A 16,375-nucleotide genomic window follows, 5' to 3' on the forward strand; every position below is an offset into this window, starting at 1 on the left:
CTCATGTCGCGCCGTTCCCTTCACAACCCTGCCCCCGACGCCGCCAGCCTCCGCGCCCGCCTCGACCGGGCCCGCGCCGCCGCGGCCGCCGCCGACACCGACGCCCTGCTGATCGCACCCGGCTCGGACCTGCGCTACCTCATCGGCCAGGCCGGGGGCTCCTTCGAACGGCTGACCACGCTGGTGATCCCGGCCGACGGCGTTCCGGCGCTGGTGCTGCCGAAGCTGGAGGCACCCGGCTACGCCGACGTCCCCGCCGACGAACTCGGTATCGAGATCGTCACCTGGGTCGACGGGGACAACGCCTACGAGCTGGTGGCCGACAGGCTGGGCAAGCCCGGCCGGGTGGCGGTCAGCGACTTCACCCCGGCGCTGCACGTGCTCGCCTTCCGCGGCGCGCTCGGTGACGCGGAGCAGACGCTCGCCGGGCCGATCGTGCGCGAACTGCGGATGCGCAAGGACGCCGCCGAGATCCAGGCGCTGCGTGACGCGGGTGCCGCCATCGACCGTGTGCACGCCCGCGTGCACGAATGGCTGCGCCCCGGCCGCACCGAGGCCGAGGTCGGCGCGGACATCACCGCCGCCATCGTCGAAGAGGGCCACACCCACGCCGACTTCGTGATCGTCGGCTCGGGTCCCAACGGCGCCAGCCCGCACCACGACGTCTCCGACCGGGTCATCGAGCGCGGCGACGTCGTCGTGGTCGACATCGGCGGCCCGATCGCCGAGGGGTACAACTCCGACTCCACCCGCACGTACGCGGTCGGCGAGCCGCGTGACGCCGACGTCGCCGAGACCTACGCCGTCCTGCAGCGTGCCCAGAAGGCCGCCGTCGACGCCGTCCGTCCGGGCGTCACCGCCGAGTCGATCGACGCCGCCGCACGCGACATCATCGCCGAGGCGGGTTACGGCGAGTACTTCATCCACCGCACCGGCCACGGCATCGGCCTCGACGTGCACGAGGAGCCCTACATCATCAAGGGCAACGCGCTTCCGCTCGAGCCGGGCATGGCCTTCAGCGTCGAGCCCGGTATCTACCAGCCCGGCCGCTGGGGCGCCCGCATCGAGGACATCGTCGTGGTCACCGAGGACGGCGTCGAATCGGTCAACCAGCGCCCGCACGACCTGATCGTGCTCGACGCATGACCGGTTCCCTGGAGCCGCTGGATCAGGCCATCGTGCAGGAACTGGCCGCCGACGGGCGGCGCAGTTTCACCGATCTGGCGGAGCGCGTCGGGCTTTCGGTGTCGGCGGTGCACCAGCGGGTGCGCCGACTGGAGCAGCGCGGGGTCATCCTCGGGTACACCGCGCGGCTCGACGGTGAGCAGATCGGCCTGCCGCTCACGGCGCTGATCTCGCTCACGCCGAACGATCCGGCCGCGCCGGATGACTATCCGCAGCGTCTGGAGCACATCAAGGAGATCGAGTCCTGCTACTCGGTCGCCGGCGACGAGTCGTACATCCTCCTGGTCCGGGTGGCTTCGCCGCTCGGCCTGGAGGATCTGCTCCGGCGGATCCGGGAGTCCGCCAAGGTCTCGACGCGGACCACCGTGGTGCTGTCGACGCCGTTCGAGGGCCGCTCGCCCACTCTGTGAAACGGAAAAACGGGTGGGCTTGCGCGGCACTGGTACGATAAAAGGTATGGCAACACGTAAGGTCACTCTCTCACTCGACAGTGGTGCGCTCGAGTTCGCCGAGCGGGCCGCGAAGGCACACGGGATCTCGGTCTCGTCGTGGTTGTCCAAAGCGGCCCGCAGGGAGGCCGTCCGCACCGGATACACCCCGCAGCGCGCCCCGGTCGAACCGTCCGCCGAATCGGACGAGGCCGAGCTGACCGCCGCGGAGAAGGATCTGCGTGCACAGGGGTGAAGTCTGGACGTACCACCCCCCGACCGAACCGGCACGGCAGCGCACCGTCGTCCTGCTGTCCTCGGACGGGGTGAACGAATCCGAGCGGCCGTGGCTGCTCGGCACCGAACTGCTGGACCGTGATCCGCAGGACATCCTCGGCGTCGCCGTCGACGCGCGGTACTGGGTCTCCACGCTGAACCTCACGCGCCTGTACCGGCCGTGGTTCGACGAGAAGATCGCGGAGATCGACCAAGAGGTCCAGGAGCGCATCGACATCGCGTTGCGCGCCGCCCTCGACCTCTAGCGCGCGATCACCTCGGGCGCGGCGTGCAGTTTGCCGTCAGGGCCCGAGAGGCACGACGCGTTGCCCGCGCGCGCGGCGAGGAACTCGTTGAGGCAGTTCGCGATCTGCGCGTGGCCGTTCGCGTTGGGATGGAAGGACTCCTGCAGCGCGTGGCTCGCCCGGTCGACCTGGCCGAGGTCGCGCAACTGCAGCGTCAGCCGGCTGAACCACTCGTTCGCCGGGTCACTGCTGCATGCCTCGTGCCCGGCGCCCGCCCGCGAGAGGTCCAGGAACCGTGCGCTGGTCGCTCTCGACGCCTGCTTGAGCCCGTCGGACAGGACGGAGACGCCGTCGCGGCGCATCCACTCCAGGTCCTCGGTGCGGAACGGGCAGCCGTTGAGGCTGCGCAGCGCCTCGGGAATCTGCGGGCCGACCGGCGAGGCGTACGACATCAGCACGAGCTGGTAGTCCGCCGGCACGTAACCCGCCTGCGCCAGCACCTTCTTCACGTCGGCGACGGCGTTGGTCACCTTCGGCACCATGGCGTCCACTTTGGACTTCCACGTGGTGCTGAGTGCCGCGCTGCACGGCGGGTTCTGCGGCGAGAACCACGCCTTGAAGCATTCGCTGACCTGAGCGGAGAACTTCGGCTCGTCGTTCGCGCCGATCGCGATCACCACCGCGGCCACCCGGTGATCCTTGATCAGGTTCGCGAGCTGCTGGGCCTGTGACGGCTCGGTCCACTGCTTGGCTTCGCCGAGGGCGATCTGCTCCGACGGAGCCCCCGAACACGCGAGGTTCACCCGGGCGGTGACGTCGGGAATCTTGATCTGCTCGACGAAGGCGTTGGGGGAGCGGTGGCACCAGTTGCCACCCTGCCCGTTGGTCGTGGGCGTGTAGTCGCCCGCGCCCTCACCGGACACCGTGCTGTCGCCGATGGAGACGACCGTCAGCGGCCCCGTCCCCGGCGGCCCTTGGCGCGGGGACGGCTGCCCTGGGCGGCTTTCCGACCCGGTAAAGGCAATGAACCCGACGAGAACCACCACGAACGTGAGCGCGAGAGCACCCCACCACCACCGGAAACGTCGCATCGTCATCGGATTCTACGGACCCGTGGCCCGACAGGGTGATCATGGCGGTGTGACGGTCGCGATGCCCGGGTCGGCCCGCCTCTGTCAGGTCCGCTCCGGCTCACTCTCGGTGACGCGCAGTCGACGGGCTGCGAGCTCCGGAGCCGAGCTCAGCCGACGGCCGGGCGACCGTCCACTCTGGACGCGAGGGTGGTCGTGCCCGGTCCGGAAAGCTCGTCCAGCGCGACGGCCCGGCCGGCGATCGACAGCAGGATCGCCTCACCGGGGCCGCGGACCTCCGGCCCGGATCCGGCGGACCAGTCGAGGTCCGTGGCGACGAGCCGGAGCCCGCGCGCCCGCTTGCCCGCCTTGATCGGCGGGGCGTAGCGGGCGAAAGCCAGGGCGTGCCGCAGGCGTTCCGGCGGCACCTCGCGGGGGAACCCCAGCGGGCGCCGGATGTCCTGGTGATGGAGGAGACCGTCGAGCAGCGCCACCCGTCCGCCGAACGCCGAGGTCAGGCCGCGCGGTTCGAGGTGCTCCTCGATCCGTGCGATGAGCTCCTCCGGTGTCCTGGCGGGTTTCCGCGCGACACCGAGCGCGTTCATCCGGTCGAGCCGCAGCCCGCCGCGGACGGCTTGTCCGAGCACATCGCGGAACCGCTGAGCGTCGTAGTCGACGACGTGGGCGACCACTTGCCGGACCGTCCACTCCGAACACAACGTCGGCGCGTCCCAGTGCTCCGGGGACAGGGTTCGCAGGAAGGCGGCGAAGTCCGCCCGTTCCTCCCGGGCGAGCCGAGCGACAGAGTCCACCGGTGGCCTCCTGAGGTCATTCGTAGTCGAGCCACCCGCGAACGTAGTGGTTCGTGTCCTCGTTCCGCTGGGTGACCTTGGCCTGGACCGTCACGAACTCCGGCAACCGACGCGGTGAGCTCAGCAGTTCTCCAGGAAATGCCGCAGCACCCGGGTGCCGAACCGCAGGCCGTCCACCGGGACGCGCTCGTCCACACCGTGCGCCATCGCCCGGTACGGGAAGCCTTCCGGCAGCCACAGCGGCGCGAAGCCGTAGCAGTCGATCCCGAGCGGGCTGAACGCCTTCGCGTCCGTGCCGCCGCCCATGCAGTAGGGGACGACGACGGCTTCGGGGTCTTCCGAGCGCAGCGCGTCCGCCATCGCGTCGAACCACGGCGAATCCACCGGAGCCTGGACCGGCGGCTGGTGCGCGACGAACTCGCGGCTCACCCCCTCGCCGAGCATCGCGTCGAGCTCGGCGAGCAGTTCCGGTTCGGCGCCGGGGAGGACCCGGACGTCCACCTGGGCCTCGGCCGAAGTGGGGATCACGTTCACCTTGTAGCCGGCGTCGAGCATGGTCGGCGTCGTGCTGTTGCGGACGGTCGGCACCACCAGCGCCCCGGCAGGCCCGAGCCGCGCGATCGTTCCGTCCACATCGGACAGATCGACCGGGACACCGAGCGCTTCGCCGGTGCGTTCGAGGAAGGCCTGGACGGTCGGGGTCAGCTGGACCGGCCAGCGGTGCGCGGCGATCTTGCCGAGCGCGGTGACCAGCCGGATGACCGCGTTCTCGTCGTTGGGCCGCGAGCCGTGGCCCGCGCGGCCCTTGGCGGTCAGGCGCAGATGCGCGGTGCCGCGTTCGGCCGTGGCCACCGGATAGAGCCGCACGGTCCGGCCGTCGGCGGCGGGGACGTGGTAGGTGTACCCGCCCGATTCGCTGATCGCGGCCGCGCAGCCGTCGAACAGGTCCCGGTGCGCCGCGGCGAGCCAGTGCGCGCCGTACTCGCCCTTGTCCTCCTCGTCGGCCACGAACGCCAGGACGAGGTCCCGCCGCGGCCGGACACCCGTGGCGAGGGCGGCGAGCACCATCGCGCAGAAGTCCTTCATGTCGACCGCGCCGCGGCCCCAGAGGAACCCGTCACGCACCTCGCCCGAGAACGGATCCACCGACCAGTCGGCGGCGTCGGCGGGCACGACGTCGAGATGGCCCTGCACGAGCAGCGCGGGCAGGCTCGGGTCGGTGCCGGGAACCCGGGCGATCACGTTCGCGCGGCGGGGCGCGGACTCGATGATCTTCGAGTCGATCCCGAGTCCCGAAAGCAGCGACGCCACGTACTCGGCGGCCTCACGCTCGCCCTGGGAGTCCCCGTTGCCGCGGTTCGTGGTGTCGAACCGGATCAGCCGCGAACAAACGTCGACGACATCGAACTCAGCCATAGATACCCTGCACCGCCCCGGCCGCGATCGCCGTGACGATCTTGAACGCCTTCATCGCTTCGGTCATGTCCGGCGCGTCGAAGCCGACCCGCCGCACACCGATCTGTTCCACCGTCGGGATCACCGCCGCGGCCTGCGCGAGGTGGCTCGCGTCGAACTCGACCTCGATCCGGTGCGGTGTGGTGAACCGCTCGATCCGGCCCGCCCGGTTCATCGCGTCCGCCGCCGCGGAGCTCAGCAGTTCGGCCGTCCTCGCGGGCGGCAGGCAGATCGCGGCGTAGCGGCTGACGCATTCCTTCACCGTGACCAGTTCGGCCTCCGGCGCGTAGTCCTGTGCGTCGTCGCAGGCCTTGTCGTCACCGGAGACGACGAGCACCGGAACGCCGTACTCGGCGGCCATCGCGGCGTTGAGCCTGCCTTCACTGGCGGGCACGTCGTCGAGCCACACCCCGGTGATCTGATTCTCCAGGTACGTGTGGGACAGGACGCCGTCGAATCCCGCGCCGGCGTGGTAGCCGAGGAAGACGACGCCGTCCACGCCGGTGTCGATGCCTTGCATCATCGAGAGCGGCTTGTGCCTGCCGGTGAGCATGCGCGCGCGGCCGTCGAGGTCTTCGAGCAGGAGGTTCCGCTGGGACGAATGCGCCTCGTTGACCAGCACGTCGGTGGCGCCGGAATCGAACAGGCCCGCGATGGTGGCGTTGACGTCGCCGGTGAACAGGCGGCGGAATCGTTGCCACTGCTCGGTACCGGGGATGACGTCGTCGGTCCAGGTGACGCCGGTGGCGCCCTCCATGTCCGCCGAGATCATGATGCGCATGCGGGGCACCCTAGCCGAGGCGCTTTGCCCTCGCCGCCGGGATCAGGGCCAGGAACCGGAACGCGGGTACACCGACCAAGCGCGCTCCCACGCCGCCGCGCGCTGCCGGTCGAGCACCAGCCGGAGGACCCGGTGGACCAGGACGAGCGAGCCGACCACCGCGAACCAGAGCCAAAGGCCCACGAGCACGGAATCGAACACCGCCGTCGACGCGTTCCTCGGGGCGGTGGTGAGCTCGCCGCGGGCGTCGATCCAGATCGGCACGGCCGATCCGGCGGGGCTGCCCGGCGTCGCGAGGACGCCACCGGTGTGCCGCGAGCCGCGTGAGTCGGTCCAGGTCGCCTGGGTGGTGGAGTTGTCGGTCCCGACGCTCTCGCTGTCGACGATGCGGACGGGCGCGGCCGTCAGCAGATACGCGGTGGCGGGGGTGCGTCCGGTGGCGTCGGCGGCGGCCGCGGCGACCTGCCTGCCGTGGTTGGCGGAGCCGACGGCGGCCGCGACCGGGATGGCGAGCAGTGCCGCGAGGATGGCGAGCTTGAGCACCAGGGCCTCGAACCGGTCGGAGCCGCGGGCCAGCGAATTGCGACCAGGGAAGAGCCGTCGCCGGAACCGGGCGATCGGACCGCTGGACCCGTGCACGAGGAACCCCATTCCCTCAGACCGCGAAAACCTCCACCTTCGATTCTCGGTCACCGGGGCGCCGCTGTCGCGGTATGGGGACACAGACCACTCTGTGAACCCGTACACAACCTTTAATTCGTTTTGCCCGCCCGCGTTCCCCCGCTACCGTCTTCGGCATGGGGATTTTCTTCACTCTGTGATTCTCGCCTTCGACGCGGCCTGGCGTAGAGCCTTCGCTCCGCCGGGCCGCGTCCTTCCGCATGTCCTTCTTCCCTTGCGAGAATCAGGAGGACGCCCCTGTGCGTACCCCGTATCGAAATCCCGGAACACAACTCGTGCTTTCCAGTGTCACCAAGCGTTTCGACGACCATGTCGTACTCGATCAGGTCTCCTTCACCGTCAAACCGGGGGAGAAGGCGGGCGTGATCGGCGACAACGGCTCGGGCAAGTCCACCTTGCTGAGGCTGATCGCCGGCCGGGACCGGGCGGACAACGGAGCGGTGACCGTCACCGCGCCCGGAGGCGTCGGTTATCTCCCGCAGACGCTGGAGCTGCCCGACACCGCCACGGTCGGTGACGCGATCGACCTCGCCCTGGCCGATATCCGGGGCCTCGAATCACGGCTGCGGGCGGCCGAAAGGTCGCTCGAAACCGCCGAAGACCTGGCCGCGTACGGCGACCTCGTGGCCGAATACGAAGCCCGTGGCGGTTACGAGGCCGACGCCAGGGTGGAAGTCGCCCTGCACGGGCTCGGGCAGCCGGGCCTCGATCGCGGCCGCGCGCTGGGCAGCCTGTCCGGTGGTCAGCGGTCCAGGCTCGCGCTCGCGGCCACCCTGGCCGCGTCGCCCGAACTGCTGTTGCTCGACGAGCCGACCAACGATCTCGACGACGAAGCCGTCGCCTGGCTGGAGAACCACCTGCGCGGGCACCGCGGCCGGATCGTCGCGATCACCCACGACCGGATGTTCCTCAGCCGGGTCACCAGCACGATCCTGGAGGTCGACGCGGATCGCCGGACCGTGCAGCGGCACGGTGACGGGTACGCGGGTTACCTCGCGGCGAAGGAAGCCGCGCGGGCCCGGTGGGTCCGTGAGTACGAGGAGTGGAGGACGGAGAAGGCCCGCTACGAACGGATGGCCGACGTCAACATCGATCGGTTCTCGGCGATCCCGCGGAAGGCCCCGGCGGCCTTCAGCGGGGCAGGCGCGTTCCGGGCCCGATCCCGCGCCCACGGGGCGATGAGCCGGATCCGGTCGGCGCGCGAGCGGATCCAACGGCTCGAAGCGGACCGTGTTCCGCCGCCGCCCGAGCCGCTCCGGTTCACCGCGCGGATCGCCACGGGGGAGACCGGGGCCGATCAGTACGTGGTGAAGGTGGACGACGTGTCGGTCGACGGCCGGCTGCCGCGGACGTCGCTCAGCGTGCTGCCGGGCGAACGTGTCCTCGTGACCGGGCCCAACGGGGCGGGCAAGACGACCCTGATGCGGGTTCTCGCCGGGGAGCTGGCGCCGTCGACCGGGTCGGCGGAGCGGACGGGCCGGATCGGCTTCCTGCACCAGAACGGCGGGCTCGCCGGCGACGCTCGAACCGTTCTGGCGGTCTTCGCCGGGAACGGTGACGAGGACGAGGCGGCCGGGAGGTTGCTGTCGCTGGGGCTGTTCCGGGCCCCGGATCTGCGTAAACCGGTCCGGGAGCTCTCGATCGGACAGCGGCGCAGGCTGGAACTGGCCAGGCTCGTGACGGCCAAGACCGACCTGCTGCTGCTCGACGAGCCGACCAACCATCTCGCCCCGGATCTCGTGGAGGAGATGGAACAGGCGCTCGCGGAGTACCCCGGCGCGCTCGTGATCGTCACCCACGACCGGCGGATGCGGCGGACGTTCGAAGGCAGGCGGCTGGAGCTGGTCACTTCAGTGGCATGAGCGGGCCGTGGACCTTGGCCGGGTCGAGGCAGCTGTTCAGCCCGTCCACGAGGGAACAGATCCCCGGACCGCGCTTGGGCCGGAAGCCCTGCGGCACGCCACCCGCCGTCACCAGACCCTGGTAGGCGGGAACGGCGTCCGTGGGGCGCCTGCTCAGCGCGGGATCGGTGAGAGCGTCCACTGTGTACAGTCCGAACCGGGCGCGATAGCTGCCCCATTCGTAGTTGTCGGTGAGGCTCCAGTAGTTGTAGCCGATGAGGTTCATCCCGTCGGCCTTGGCCCGCTGGAGCCAGTACACGGTGTCGCGCACGTGATCGCCGCGCGTGTAGTCCGGGTCGCGGAGCTTGCCGTTGTCGGTCGCCATGCCGTTTTCGACGATGTAGAGCGGCAGGCGCGGGAACCGGTTGTGATAGCTGCGCAGCGCGTAGTAGATGCCCTCGGGCTGGAGTTTCACGTCCCAGAACTTGTCGGTGGCGGCGGCGAACACGGTCCAGTTGTCGATGCTCAGGCCGTAGTAGTAGTCGATCCCGATGAAGTCGAGCTTGTCCTTCACCTGGTCGAGGAAGAACCAGTCGGCCATCCCGTTGACGCCGGTGATGTAGGCCTGGTTGCTGGTGACCTTCGCGGTCGGATCGAGCTCGTGGATCAGGTCGTAGGCCCGCCGGTGCGCCTGGACGACGTTGGACTGGGCCGCGAAGTACCGCGTCGCGTTCAGCGCCCCGACCTTCTGTTCGTTCCTGAGGAAGATCAGCGGCTCGTTGAACGTCACCCAGAGGACGTCCTGCCCGGCGTAGCGCTGGACGATCTTGCGGCTGAACTCCAGCCACGCGTCGGCCGTCCGCGACTCCGCCCAGCCGCCCTGATCGAGCGCCCAGCCGGGGTAGACCCAGTGGTTGAGCGTGATCATCGGGGTCATGCCCGCGGCGCGGACCTGCCGGAACACGTCGTCGTAGAAGGCCAGCTCGGTTTCGTCCCACCGTCCTGGCGCAGGCTCGACGCGAGCCCACTCGATGCCGAAGCGGTAAGTGTTGACGCCGAGCCCGGACGCGAGACGGATGTCGTCGGCGTAGCGGTGCCGGAAGTCCACCGCGTCGCGGTATTCGTCGACGCCGTCCTTCCCGGCGGACCGGTCCACGAACCGCTTCCAGTTGCTGTCCGGAGCGCTGCCCTCGGACTGGTAACCCGACGACGCGACGCCCCAGTAGAAGTCCCGTGACCAGCCGTCGTCCTGCGATGCGGACGCGTTCACCGCGGAAAGTGTCGCGCATAGTGAGACGGCGACCACGGAGGACGCCACCCGGCGTAACCTTCCCCGATGCTCCGGCCACTTCGTCGGTCGTTCACCTGCGTCCGCCATCCACGGGACGCTAACTTGGGTGAACGGCGTAAACAAGCGGCCGTCCGGGGACTTCGACGATGACGTTGGGGAGATGATCGACTTGACCGGCAGCACGGTCCGACACGCCGTCTATCTGCCGCCTTTCGGCCCGTTCGGTGAACCGGGGGTGCTGGTCGACCTCGCCGTGCGCGCCGAGGCGGCGGGCTGGGACGGATTTTTCCTGTGGGACCACGTCGTCGCGGACACCATGCCCATCGCGGACCCGTGGACCACGCTCGGCGCCATCGCGCACGCCACCAGCCGGCTGCTGTTCGGCCCGATGATCACCCCGCCGGCCCGGCGGCGGCCGTGGGTGGTGGCGCGGCACGCGTCGACGGTCAGCAGGCTCTCCGGCGGGCGGCTGATCCTGGGCACCGGGCTCGGATCGGACGAATCCGGTGACTTCAGCCGGTTCGGCGAGCAGACCGACCTGCTGACCCGGTCGGCGATGTTCGACGAGGGCCTCGACGTCATCCGCGCGATCTGGTCCGGCAGGCGCTTCGACCACGACGGCGCGCACTACCAGGTCGCGCTCGCCGAGGCTCCGCCCGAGCCGTTCCCCATTCCGATCTGGGTGGCGAGCTCCACCGACAACCCGCGCGTCGTCCGGCGGGCGGCGTTGTGCGACGGGATCTTCCCGAACCCGGAAGACCACACGCCGACCGCCGAAGAGATCGCGGACACCCACCGCGCGCTCGGTCTCGCCGGGCTGGACCCTGGCCGTCCCTTCGACGTCGCGGTCGCCGGGAACGCGAGCCCGGCGTGGGAGGAGCCGATCAAGGTCGACCTGCCCGCGTTGGGGGAGGCGGGGATGACGTGGTGGATGGAGTCGCTGATGCATCTCGACCCGCTGGAGCTTTCGCAGAAGATCGTGGACGCCGGCCCGCCTCGGTGGTGAGCGGCCGTGAAGGCCTCCTTGCCTACCTTGAGGGTTGGCAAGGAGGCCTTCACCACCTTGGTGACCCCGCCGCCACTCGCCTCGCGCACAGCAGCGGTCACATCGGTCTCGAGCGCGTGTCGTCCGCCGGATCACGCGTGTCGTCCATCTGGTCACGTGACCCGCCCCCGAGGCCCTCGGCGCCTCATCGTCCACAGTGGACCCACGCTGCGCCGTCCGCCGGATTTCGCTGCTCCGAACGACTTCATCGCTCTTGCGGCATTGTCGGCCTTTGGTAGCGTCACCGCTGACGTCCTGCGAACCAGTGACGTCCGGGGGAGGGCTCGAATGGCTGACGAGCATCACGCGATGCGGCTGGAAACCGGGGTCGCGCTGGTCAACGCGTTGACCGGCGAACATGTCCACGGCAGGCCGAAACCGGCACTCCAGGGGCAAGGTCTGGTCCTGGCCGCCACCGAAGCGCTCGGAACCGGGAACGGTGAGGTCGATCTCCTGACCGCGGAGCGGTTGCGGAATCTCGCGTCACGTCTGCGGGAGATCATCGAGTCGCTGTCCCGGCGGGAACAGGACCGGGCGGCCGGACTGCTCAACCGGATGCTCGTCGACAGCAAGGCCCGGCCGTCCCTGCATCGCCTCGGCGAACAGTCGTGGCATCTGCGGTTCCACGGTCCTGAAGCCGACCTCGTCCAGCGGTGGGCGGCAGGTCTCGCGGTATCCGTGGCCGCGGCGCTCGGCAAGGACATCCCGCATCGCGTCGGGTTGTGCGCGGCGCCGCGGTGCGACCAGGTGTACATCGACGCGAGCCAGGCGCAGATCAAGCGGTTCTGCGGGCTGGCTTGCCAGAACCGGGTGAAGGCCGCCGCGTACCGCGCTCGCCGCTCAGGGGCGTGAGCCCCGCGGTGTCGCGTCGACGTACCACTCGCGGTTGAACACGAGGCCGGCGAGCGGCGCCGGAAGCCTGGTGATCACGCGCATCAACGGCGCGAGCCTGCCATTCCCCTTCACCTGCGACGAGTGGGCGGCGATCGCGGCCTGCTTCTGGCGCGCGAAACGCCGGACGACGAAAGTGTGCGTGATCTCGGACTTGGCGCTGTAGGCGCGGAGAAGGGCGTCGACGTCGTAGCGGAACGGGATCCTTGCCAGGCGCACGAGCCGGATCAGGCGCGCGACGGCGTCGCGCGGGATCGTGGCCTCCAGGAGGCGGACGTCGCCGGCGAGTTCCGCCGCTCGTTTGCCCACCTCGTGCACCTTGACGTGGTCGCGGTGACCGTAGCCGCCGTTGCGGTCGTAGCTCAGCAGGACCGAAGCCCTCTCTTCGCGCAGGATCTCCACGAGCCGCGCCGCCGCTTCGTCGGTGCGAGCGCGGACGAAACGGACCCGGCCCGGTGGGTCCGGATACAGGATCGCGCCGTGACCGCTGTCGGCGTAACCGAGATGGACGACCCGCGCAACACCCAGGATCTTCGCGCTCGCGTCGAGCTCGGCCCGGCGTGACCCGTCCGCGTCCCACATGCCGATGGTGGCGACGACGAGGACGACGCGGTGGCCGTCCGCGGCGGCGCGGGCGAGGGTGCCGCCGGTGAGCAGGGCTTCGTCGTCCGGATGGGCGTGGAAGGTCACGATGGTCGTCACGCCCCGAGCATGCCCGAATCCGGTGAAACGGACGGTGGTGGACTCTTGACCGTCCGTCGACCCTGTGGGTAATCTTCCCTTTACCTTCCAATAGTAAGGAAAGTTTCCTATTTAACTCCGCCGCCCTGACCGTCGGCGCGCCGGCGTCGGCGCCGTCGACGCGAGAGGAGAAGCCGAATGCGTTGGGACAAGATCCGTCTCCGGGTGACGGCCGCACTGGCCGCCGGACTGCTGGCACCGGTCGCGGCCGCGAGCACCTCGATGGCGACCGAGACCGCGGCAGAGCCCGCAACGCAGGCAGCCGCCGCGCTGCCGCCGGGCAGCCCGGCGGCGATCAACGGACAGCTGAAGGTCTGTGGCCTCCAGCTCTGCAACTCCGCAGGCAAGCCGATCCAGCTTCGGGGCATGAGCACCCACGGAATCCAGTGGTTCAGCCAGTGCGTGAAGACCGCTTCGCTCGACGCGCTGGCCAACGACTGGAAGGCCGACGTCCTCCGGATCTCCATGTACATCCAGGAAGGCGGCTACGAGACCAACCCGCGCAAGTTCACCGACATGGTGCACGGGTACATCGAAGAGGCCACCAAACGCGGGATGTACGCCCTGGTCGACTGGCACCAGCTCACGCCGGGCGACCCGAACGCGAACCTCAGCCGCGCCAAGACGTTCTTCACCGAGATCGCCCAGCGGCACAAGGACAAGACCAACATCATCTACGACATCGCCAACGAGCCCAACAACGTCAGCTGGGACCGGGTCCGCAGCTACGCGGAGCAGATGATCCCGGTCATCCGCGCCCAGGACTCCGACGGCGTCGTGCTGGTGGGCACGCACGGCTGGGGCTCGCTCGGCATCTCCGACGGCCGCGACGAGACCGACATCATCAACAACCCGGTGCGCGCCGGCAACTTCATGTACACGTTCCACTTCTACGCGGCGTCGCACAAAACCGAGTACTTCAACGCGCTGAGCCGCGCCGCGAGCAAGATCCCGCTGTTCGTGACCGAGTTCGGCACCCAGACCGCCAGCGGTGACGGCGGGAACGACTTCACCAACTCGCAGAAGTACCTCGACTTCCTCGCGTCGAAGAAGATCAGCTGGACCAACTGGAACTTCTCCGACGACAGCCGGTCGGGCGCGGTGTTCAAGCCGGGCACCTGCTCGGGCAGCTCGTTCACCGGTACGGCTCCGCTGAAGCCCGCCGGTGTCTGGATCCGGGACCGCGTCCGCACCGCGGACAACTTCCCGACCTCCTGATCCCGGCGGCGCGCACGTCAGGAAAGGGTCGTTCAGGACGCAAAACGTCCTGAACGACCCTTTCCTGACAGGTCAGCCGAGCGGTTCGAAGTCCAGCGCGGCGAGGCGGTCCGGATCGGCGAGGATGTCGATCGCCGCGATCTTCCCGCCCACGACGGTGAACGCGAAGACCGTCGTCGGCACGCCGTCCTTGGTGACGACCATCCCGGCCGCGCCGTTGACCAGCGCGGGCCGCAGCACCCCGCCCTCGCCCGCGGTCCGGAACATGAGCGCCTGGCTCGCGATCGTGGCCGCCCCGCGCACGAACCGCGTGGTCCCCGCCGGAGCCGCGCCACCCTCGGCGCGCAGGATGACGTCCGGGTCGAGCACCGAGACCAAGGCGTCGAAGTCGCCGCCCCGCGCGGCGGCGAAGAACGCGTCGACGACTTCCCGCTGACGGCCCAGGTCCGCGTCCGGGACCGTCGGCGAGCCCTGCAGGCGGCGGCGCGCGCGGCTGGCGAGCTGCCGGGTCGCGGCGGAAGACCGGCCCACGATCAGCGCGATCTCGTTGAACGGGAGGGCGAACATGTCGTGCAGGACGAACGCCAGCCGCTCGGCGGGGTCCAAGGTGTCGAGCACGACCAGCAGCGCCAGCCCGACCGAGTCCGCCAGCAGTGCCTGGTGTTCCGGCTCGATCCCGCCCTCCCGGCCGATGATCGGGTCGGGGAGCTGCGCGCCGACCGGGTCCTCCGGCCGCGACTTGCGTGAGCGCAGCATGTCGAGGCAGATCCGGCCGACGACGGTGGTCAGCCAGCCGCCGAGGTTGTCGACGTCACCGGACTCCGACCGGCTCAGCCGCAGCCAGGCCTCCTGCACGGCGTCGTCCGCCTCGTTCAGCGAACCGAGCATCCGGTACGCCACCGCCCGCAGATGCGTCCGGTGCCCTTCGAAGCGCCGCGCCAGCCAGTCGTGTTCGTCCACGGTCCCCATCCTTCATCGATCAGTCGTAACCCTGACGTGTGGGGGATCGAGGATGTGACAGGCCTTCAGCCGCGGGTACCCGCTTGGATCGCCGGGGTGCGCATCGCCTTCGCCGCCGCGCCCAGGTGCGAACCGAGGGTCAGCGCCACCGCGGCGGCGACGATGGCGAGATACGCGCCGATCGTCGCGTCCGGTACGGGATCGCCGGTCCTCGCGACGCTGTAGGGAATCACCGTGACGGCCGCGGCGAGCGAGCCGGACAGCACACCGACCACGACCAGGACGGTGCCTTCGGTACCGACGAGCCGCAGGACCTGCGACGGTGTCGACCCGATGAGCCGCTGCTGACCGAACTCCCGGCGGCGTCCGATGATCGCGGCGACGACGGTGTTCACCAGCATCACGGCGGCGAACAGCGCGATCATGCCGACGACGACCAGGTTCAGGGTCTCGATACTCCCCGCGATCTCGGCCGGTGCGGTGACGGCGGCGTTCTCGATGGCCTGCATGTACAGCGTCCCGGTCGCGATCCCGGTGAACAGGATGATCGGCACCAGCACCCCCGCCATCTGGCGGCTTCGGACCCGGAGGTGCGCGACCGTGAGGTGACCGGTGACGCCCGCGCGTCGCAGCGGAGCGGCCAGTGCGGCGGCGATCGGGCCGAGCAGGGTGGGGGAGAGGAGCGCCAAGCCGATCGAGGCGAGGATGGCGCCCTGGCCGCCGATCGCCATCAGCGCGGGTTCCGTCCCGGTGAACACGGTCATCGTCACCACGCCGCAGCCGAGTCCGGAGGCCAGCACGATCGCGGCGCCGGTGACGCGGAGCTTGCCGGGCCTCCGGGTGTCGACGTCCGCCTCGCGGATCGCCTCCACCGCTGCCCGCCGGGTGACCTGCCGCGCGGCGACGGTCGCGGCCGCCAGGGCCGCGAGAAGCGTGATGCCGGTGCCCATCGAGACCGCGATCGGGCCGAATCGCGCCTCCAGCCCGGCCGGTACGCGGCCCGTGTCACCGAGCAGCGCGACCAGCCACCGTCCGGCGAAGACCGACGGCACGGCCGCGGTGGCCGCGGCGAGGAGGGCGACGGCCGCCGCTTCACCGACGATCATCCTGCCGATCTGCGACGGCGTCGCGCCGACGCTTTTCAGCAGCGCCAGTTCCGCGGCGCGCTGCCGGATCAGCAGGGTGAGCGTCGACAGCGTCGCGAACAGGACGATCACCAGGCCCCAGCCGCCCACGACGCTCGCCATGATGAGCAGCGTCTTCGCCGTCTGCGGTCCCGCGCCGGAGCGAGTGTCCAAAAGGGACGCGAAGGTCATCAGGATCGTGGCGCCGAAGAACAACGCGACGAAGCTCGCGATGAATCCGGTCGGTCGGCGGCGGAGCGACGAGAACGCCAGCTTGGTCGCGATCATGCGGAAGGTCCTCCCCAGGCTTTGCCGCCAAACTACGGAGCTA

17 protein-coding genes are annotated in these 16,375 nt (G+C 69.9%); 8 read left to right on the forward strand and 9 right to left on the reverse strand.

What is annotated here, in order from left to right:
* Positions 1–3: 3 nt before the first annotated feature.
* Genes ACOCEP_RS30920 through ACOCEP_RS30935 form a run of 4 tightly spaced genes read left to right on the forward strand, consistent with a single transcriptional unit; the run spans position 4 to position 2,155 of the window.
* Positions 4–1,146, forward strand: a complete 1,143-nt coding sequence (locus tag ACOCEP_RS30920) for a M24 family metallopeptidase (RefSeq protein WP_478228360.1) — start codon at positions 4–6, stop codon at positions 1,144–1,146.
* Positions 1,143–1,595, forward strand: a complete 453-nt coding sequence (locus tag ACOCEP_RS30925; RefSeq protein WP_016334198.1) for an Lrp/AsnC family transcriptional regulator — start codon at positions 1,143–1,145, stop codon at positions 1,593–1,595. Before ACOCEP_RS30920 ends, ACOCEP_RS30925 begins: the two co-directional genes overlap by 4 nt.
* A 46-nt stretch (positions 1,596–1,641) precedes the next feature.
* Positions 1,642–1,869 carry a hypothetical protein gene (locus ACOCEP_RS30930; RefSeq protein WP_007035425.1) on the forward strand — a complete coding sequence of 76 codons (228 nt, stop codon included), beginning with the start codon at positions 1,642–1,644 and terminating at the stop codon, positions 1,867–1,869.
* Positions 1,856–2,155, forward strand: coding sequence for a hypothetical protein (locus ACOCEP_RS30935; protein ID WP_005150941.1), 300 nt, complete (start codon positions 1,856–1,858; stop codon positions 2,153–2,155). The genes ACOCEP_RS30930 and ACOCEP_RS30935 overlap by 14 nt, the downstream gene beginning before the upstream one ends.
* On the opposite strand, the gene ACOCEP_RS30940 is transcribed toward ACOCEP_RS30935, so the two are convergent.
* From ACOCEP_RS30940 to ACOCEP_RS30960, 5 genes are all read right to left on the reverse strand, one after another.
* Positions 2,152–3,225: a GDSL-type esterase/lipase family protein gene (locus ACOCEP_RS30940; RefSeq protein ID WP_482339852.1), complete on the reverse strand. Its 1,074-nt coding sequence runs from the start codon at positions 3,223–3,225 to the stop codon at positions 2,152–2,154. The genes ACOCEP_RS30935 and ACOCEP_RS30940 overlap by 4 nt on opposite strands.
* Before the next feature lie 149 nt (positions 3,226–3,374).
* Positions 3,375–4,016: a maleylpyruvate isomerase family mycothiol-dependent enzyme gene (locus ACOCEP_RS30945; protein ID WP_482332635.1), complete on the reverse strand. Its 642-nt coding sequence runs from the start codon at positions 4,014–4,016 to the stop codon at positions 3,375–3,377.
* Between the two features lie 120 nt (positions 4,017–4,136).
* Positions 4,137–5,432: a M20/M25/M40 family metallo-hydrolase gene (locus ACOCEP_RS30950; protein ID WP_482332636.1), complete on the reverse strand. Its 1,296-nt coding sequence runs from the start codon at positions 5,430–5,432 to the stop codon at positions 4,137–4,139.
* Complete coding sequence (locus tag ACOCEP_RS30955) at positions 5,425–6,252, reverse strand: M55 family metallopeptidase (RefSeq protein ID WP_482332637.1); 828 nt, start codon at positions 6,250–6,252, stop codon at positions 5,425–5,427. Before ACOCEP_RS30955 ends, ACOCEP_RS30950 begins: the two co-directional genes overlap by 8 nt.
* A gap of 42 nt (positions 6,253–6,294) precedes the next feature.
* Positions 6,295–6,891 (reverse strand): Rv1733c family protein, encoded by a 597-nt coding sequence (locus ACOCEP_RS30960; RefSeq protein WP_482332638.1) that lies wholly within the window; start codon positions 6,889–6,891, stop codon positions 6,295–6,297.
* A 317-nt stretch (positions 6,892–7,208) separates the two neighbouring features.
* Between ACOCEP_RS30960 and abc-f the strand changes: the two genes are divergently transcribed.
* The gene (abc-f, locus tag ACOCEP_RS30965; protein ID WP_482332639.1) at positions 7,209–8,795 is read left to right on the forward strand and encodes a ribosomal protection-like ABC-F family protein; all 1,587 of its coding nucleotides are present in this window, start codon (positions 7,209–7,211) and stop codon (positions 8,793–8,795) included.
* Here abc-f and ACOCEP_RS30970 read toward each other — a convergent pair.
* Positions 8,779–10,044, reverse strand: coding sequence for a glycoside hydrolase family 1 protein (locus ACOCEP_RS30970; protein ID WP_482332640.1), 1,266 nt, complete (start codon positions 10,042–10,044; stop codon positions 8,779–8,781). The two genes, abc-f and ACOCEP_RS30970, sit on opposite strands and share 17 nt — an antisense overlap.
* A 181-nt stretch (positions 10,045–10,225) precedes the next feature.
* Here ACOCEP_RS30970 and ACOCEP_RS30975 point away from each other — a divergent pair, with 181 nt between their 5' ends.
* Positions 10,226–11,071 (forward strand): LLM class flavin-dependent oxidoreductase, encoded by an 846-nt coding sequence (locus ACOCEP_RS30975; protein ID WP_482332641.1) that lies wholly within the window; start codon positions 10,226–10,228, stop codon positions 11,069–11,071.
* Between the two features lie 327 nt (positions 11,072–11,398).
* Complete coding sequence (locus tag ACOCEP_RS30980; RefSeq protein WP_482332642.1) at positions 11,399–11,962, forward strand: CGNR zinc finger domain-containing protein; 564 nt, start codon at positions 11,399–11,401, stop codon at positions 11,960–11,962.
* Here ACOCEP_RS30980 and ACOCEP_RS30985 read toward each other — a convergent pair.
* The gene (locus ACOCEP_RS30985; RefSeq protein ID WP_482332643.1) at positions 11,951–12,703 is read right to left on the reverse strand and encodes a PIG-L deacetylase family protein; all 753 of its coding nucleotides are present in this window, start codon (positions 12,701–12,703) and stop codon (positions 11,951–11,953) included. The genes ACOCEP_RS30980 and ACOCEP_RS30985 overlap by 12 nt on opposite strands.
* 177 nt (positions 12,704–12,880) lie before the next feature.
* Here ACOCEP_RS30985 and ACOCEP_RS30990 point away from each other — a divergent pair, with 177 nt between their 5' ends.
* On the forward strand, positions 12,881–13,960 hold the full coding sequence (locus ACOCEP_RS30990; protein ID WP_482332644.1) for a glycoside hydrolase family 5 protein: 1,080 nt from the start codon (positions 12,881–12,883) through the stop codon (positions 13,958–13,960).
* Between the two features lie 72 nt (positions 13,961–14,032).
* Here the strand turns inward: ACOCEP_RS30990 and ACOCEP_RS30995 are convergent, their stop codons facing one another.
* Positions 14,033–14,920: a sigma-70 family RNA polymerase sigma factor gene (locus tag ACOCEP_RS30995; protein ID WP_482332645.1), complete on the reverse strand. Its 888-nt coding sequence runs from the start codon at positions 14,918–14,920 to the stop codon at positions 14,033–14,035.
* A 65-nt stretch (positions 14,921–14,985) separates the two neighbouring features.
* Positions 14,986–16,332 carry an FtsX-like permease family protein gene (locus tag ACOCEP_RS31000; RefSeq protein ID WP_482332646.1) on the reverse strand — a complete coding sequence of 449 codons (1,347 nt, stop codon included), beginning with the start codon at positions 16,330–16,332 and terminating at the stop codon, positions 14,986–14,988.
* Positions 16,333–16,375 lie beyond the last annotated feature (43 nt).

Source organism: Amycolatopsis sp. CA-211722 (assembly GCF_056828465.1).

What these genes read in the sequence shown, in the direction of transcription:
- ACOCEP_RS30925 (WP_016334198.1), top strand. Translation starts at nt 1,143, where the DNA reads ATGACCGGTTCCCTGGAGCCGCTGGATCAGGCCATCGTGCAGGAACTG.
- ACOCEP_RS30950 (WP_482332636.1), bottom strand. Translation starts at nt 5,432, where the DNA reads ATGGCTGAGTTCGATGTCGTCGACGTTTGTTCGCGGCTGATCCGGTTC.
- ACOCEP_RS30980 (WP_482332642.1), top strand. Translation starts at nt 11,399, where the DNA reads ATGGCTGACGAGCATCACGCGATGCGGCTGGAAACCGGGGTCGCGCTG.
- ACOCEP_RS30930 (WP_007035425.1), top strand. Translation starts at nt 1,642, where the DNA reads ATGGCAACACGTAAGGTCACTCTCTCACTCGACAGTGGTGCGCTCGAG.
- ACOCEP_RS30975 (WP_482332641.1), top strand. Translation starts at nt 10,226, where the DNA reads ATGATCGACTTGACCGGCAGCACGGTCCGACACGCCGTCTATCTGCCG.
- ACOCEP_RS31000 (WP_482332646.1), bottom strand. Translation starts at nt 16,332, where the DNA reads ATGATCGCGACCAAGCTGGCGTTCTCGTCGCTCCGCCGCCGACCGACC.
- ACOCEP_RS30990 (WP_482332644.1), top strand. Translation starts at nt 12,881, where the DNA reads ATGCGTTGGGACAAGATCCGTCTCCGGGTGACGGCCGCACTGGCCGCC.
- ACOCEP_RS30955 (WP_482332637.1), bottom strand. Translation starts at nt 6,252, where the DNA reads ATGCGCATCATGATCTCGGCGGACATGGAGGGCGCCACCGGCGTCACC.
- ACOCEP_RS30940 (WP_482339852.1), bottom strand. Translation starts at nt 3,225, where the DNA reads ATGCGACGTTTCCGGTGGTGGTGGGGTGCTCTCGCGCTCACGTTCGTG.
- ACOCEP_RS30920 (WP_478228360.1), top strand. Translation starts at nt 4, where the DNA reads ATGTCGCGCCGTTCCCTTCACAACCCTGCCCCCGACGCCGCCAGCCTC.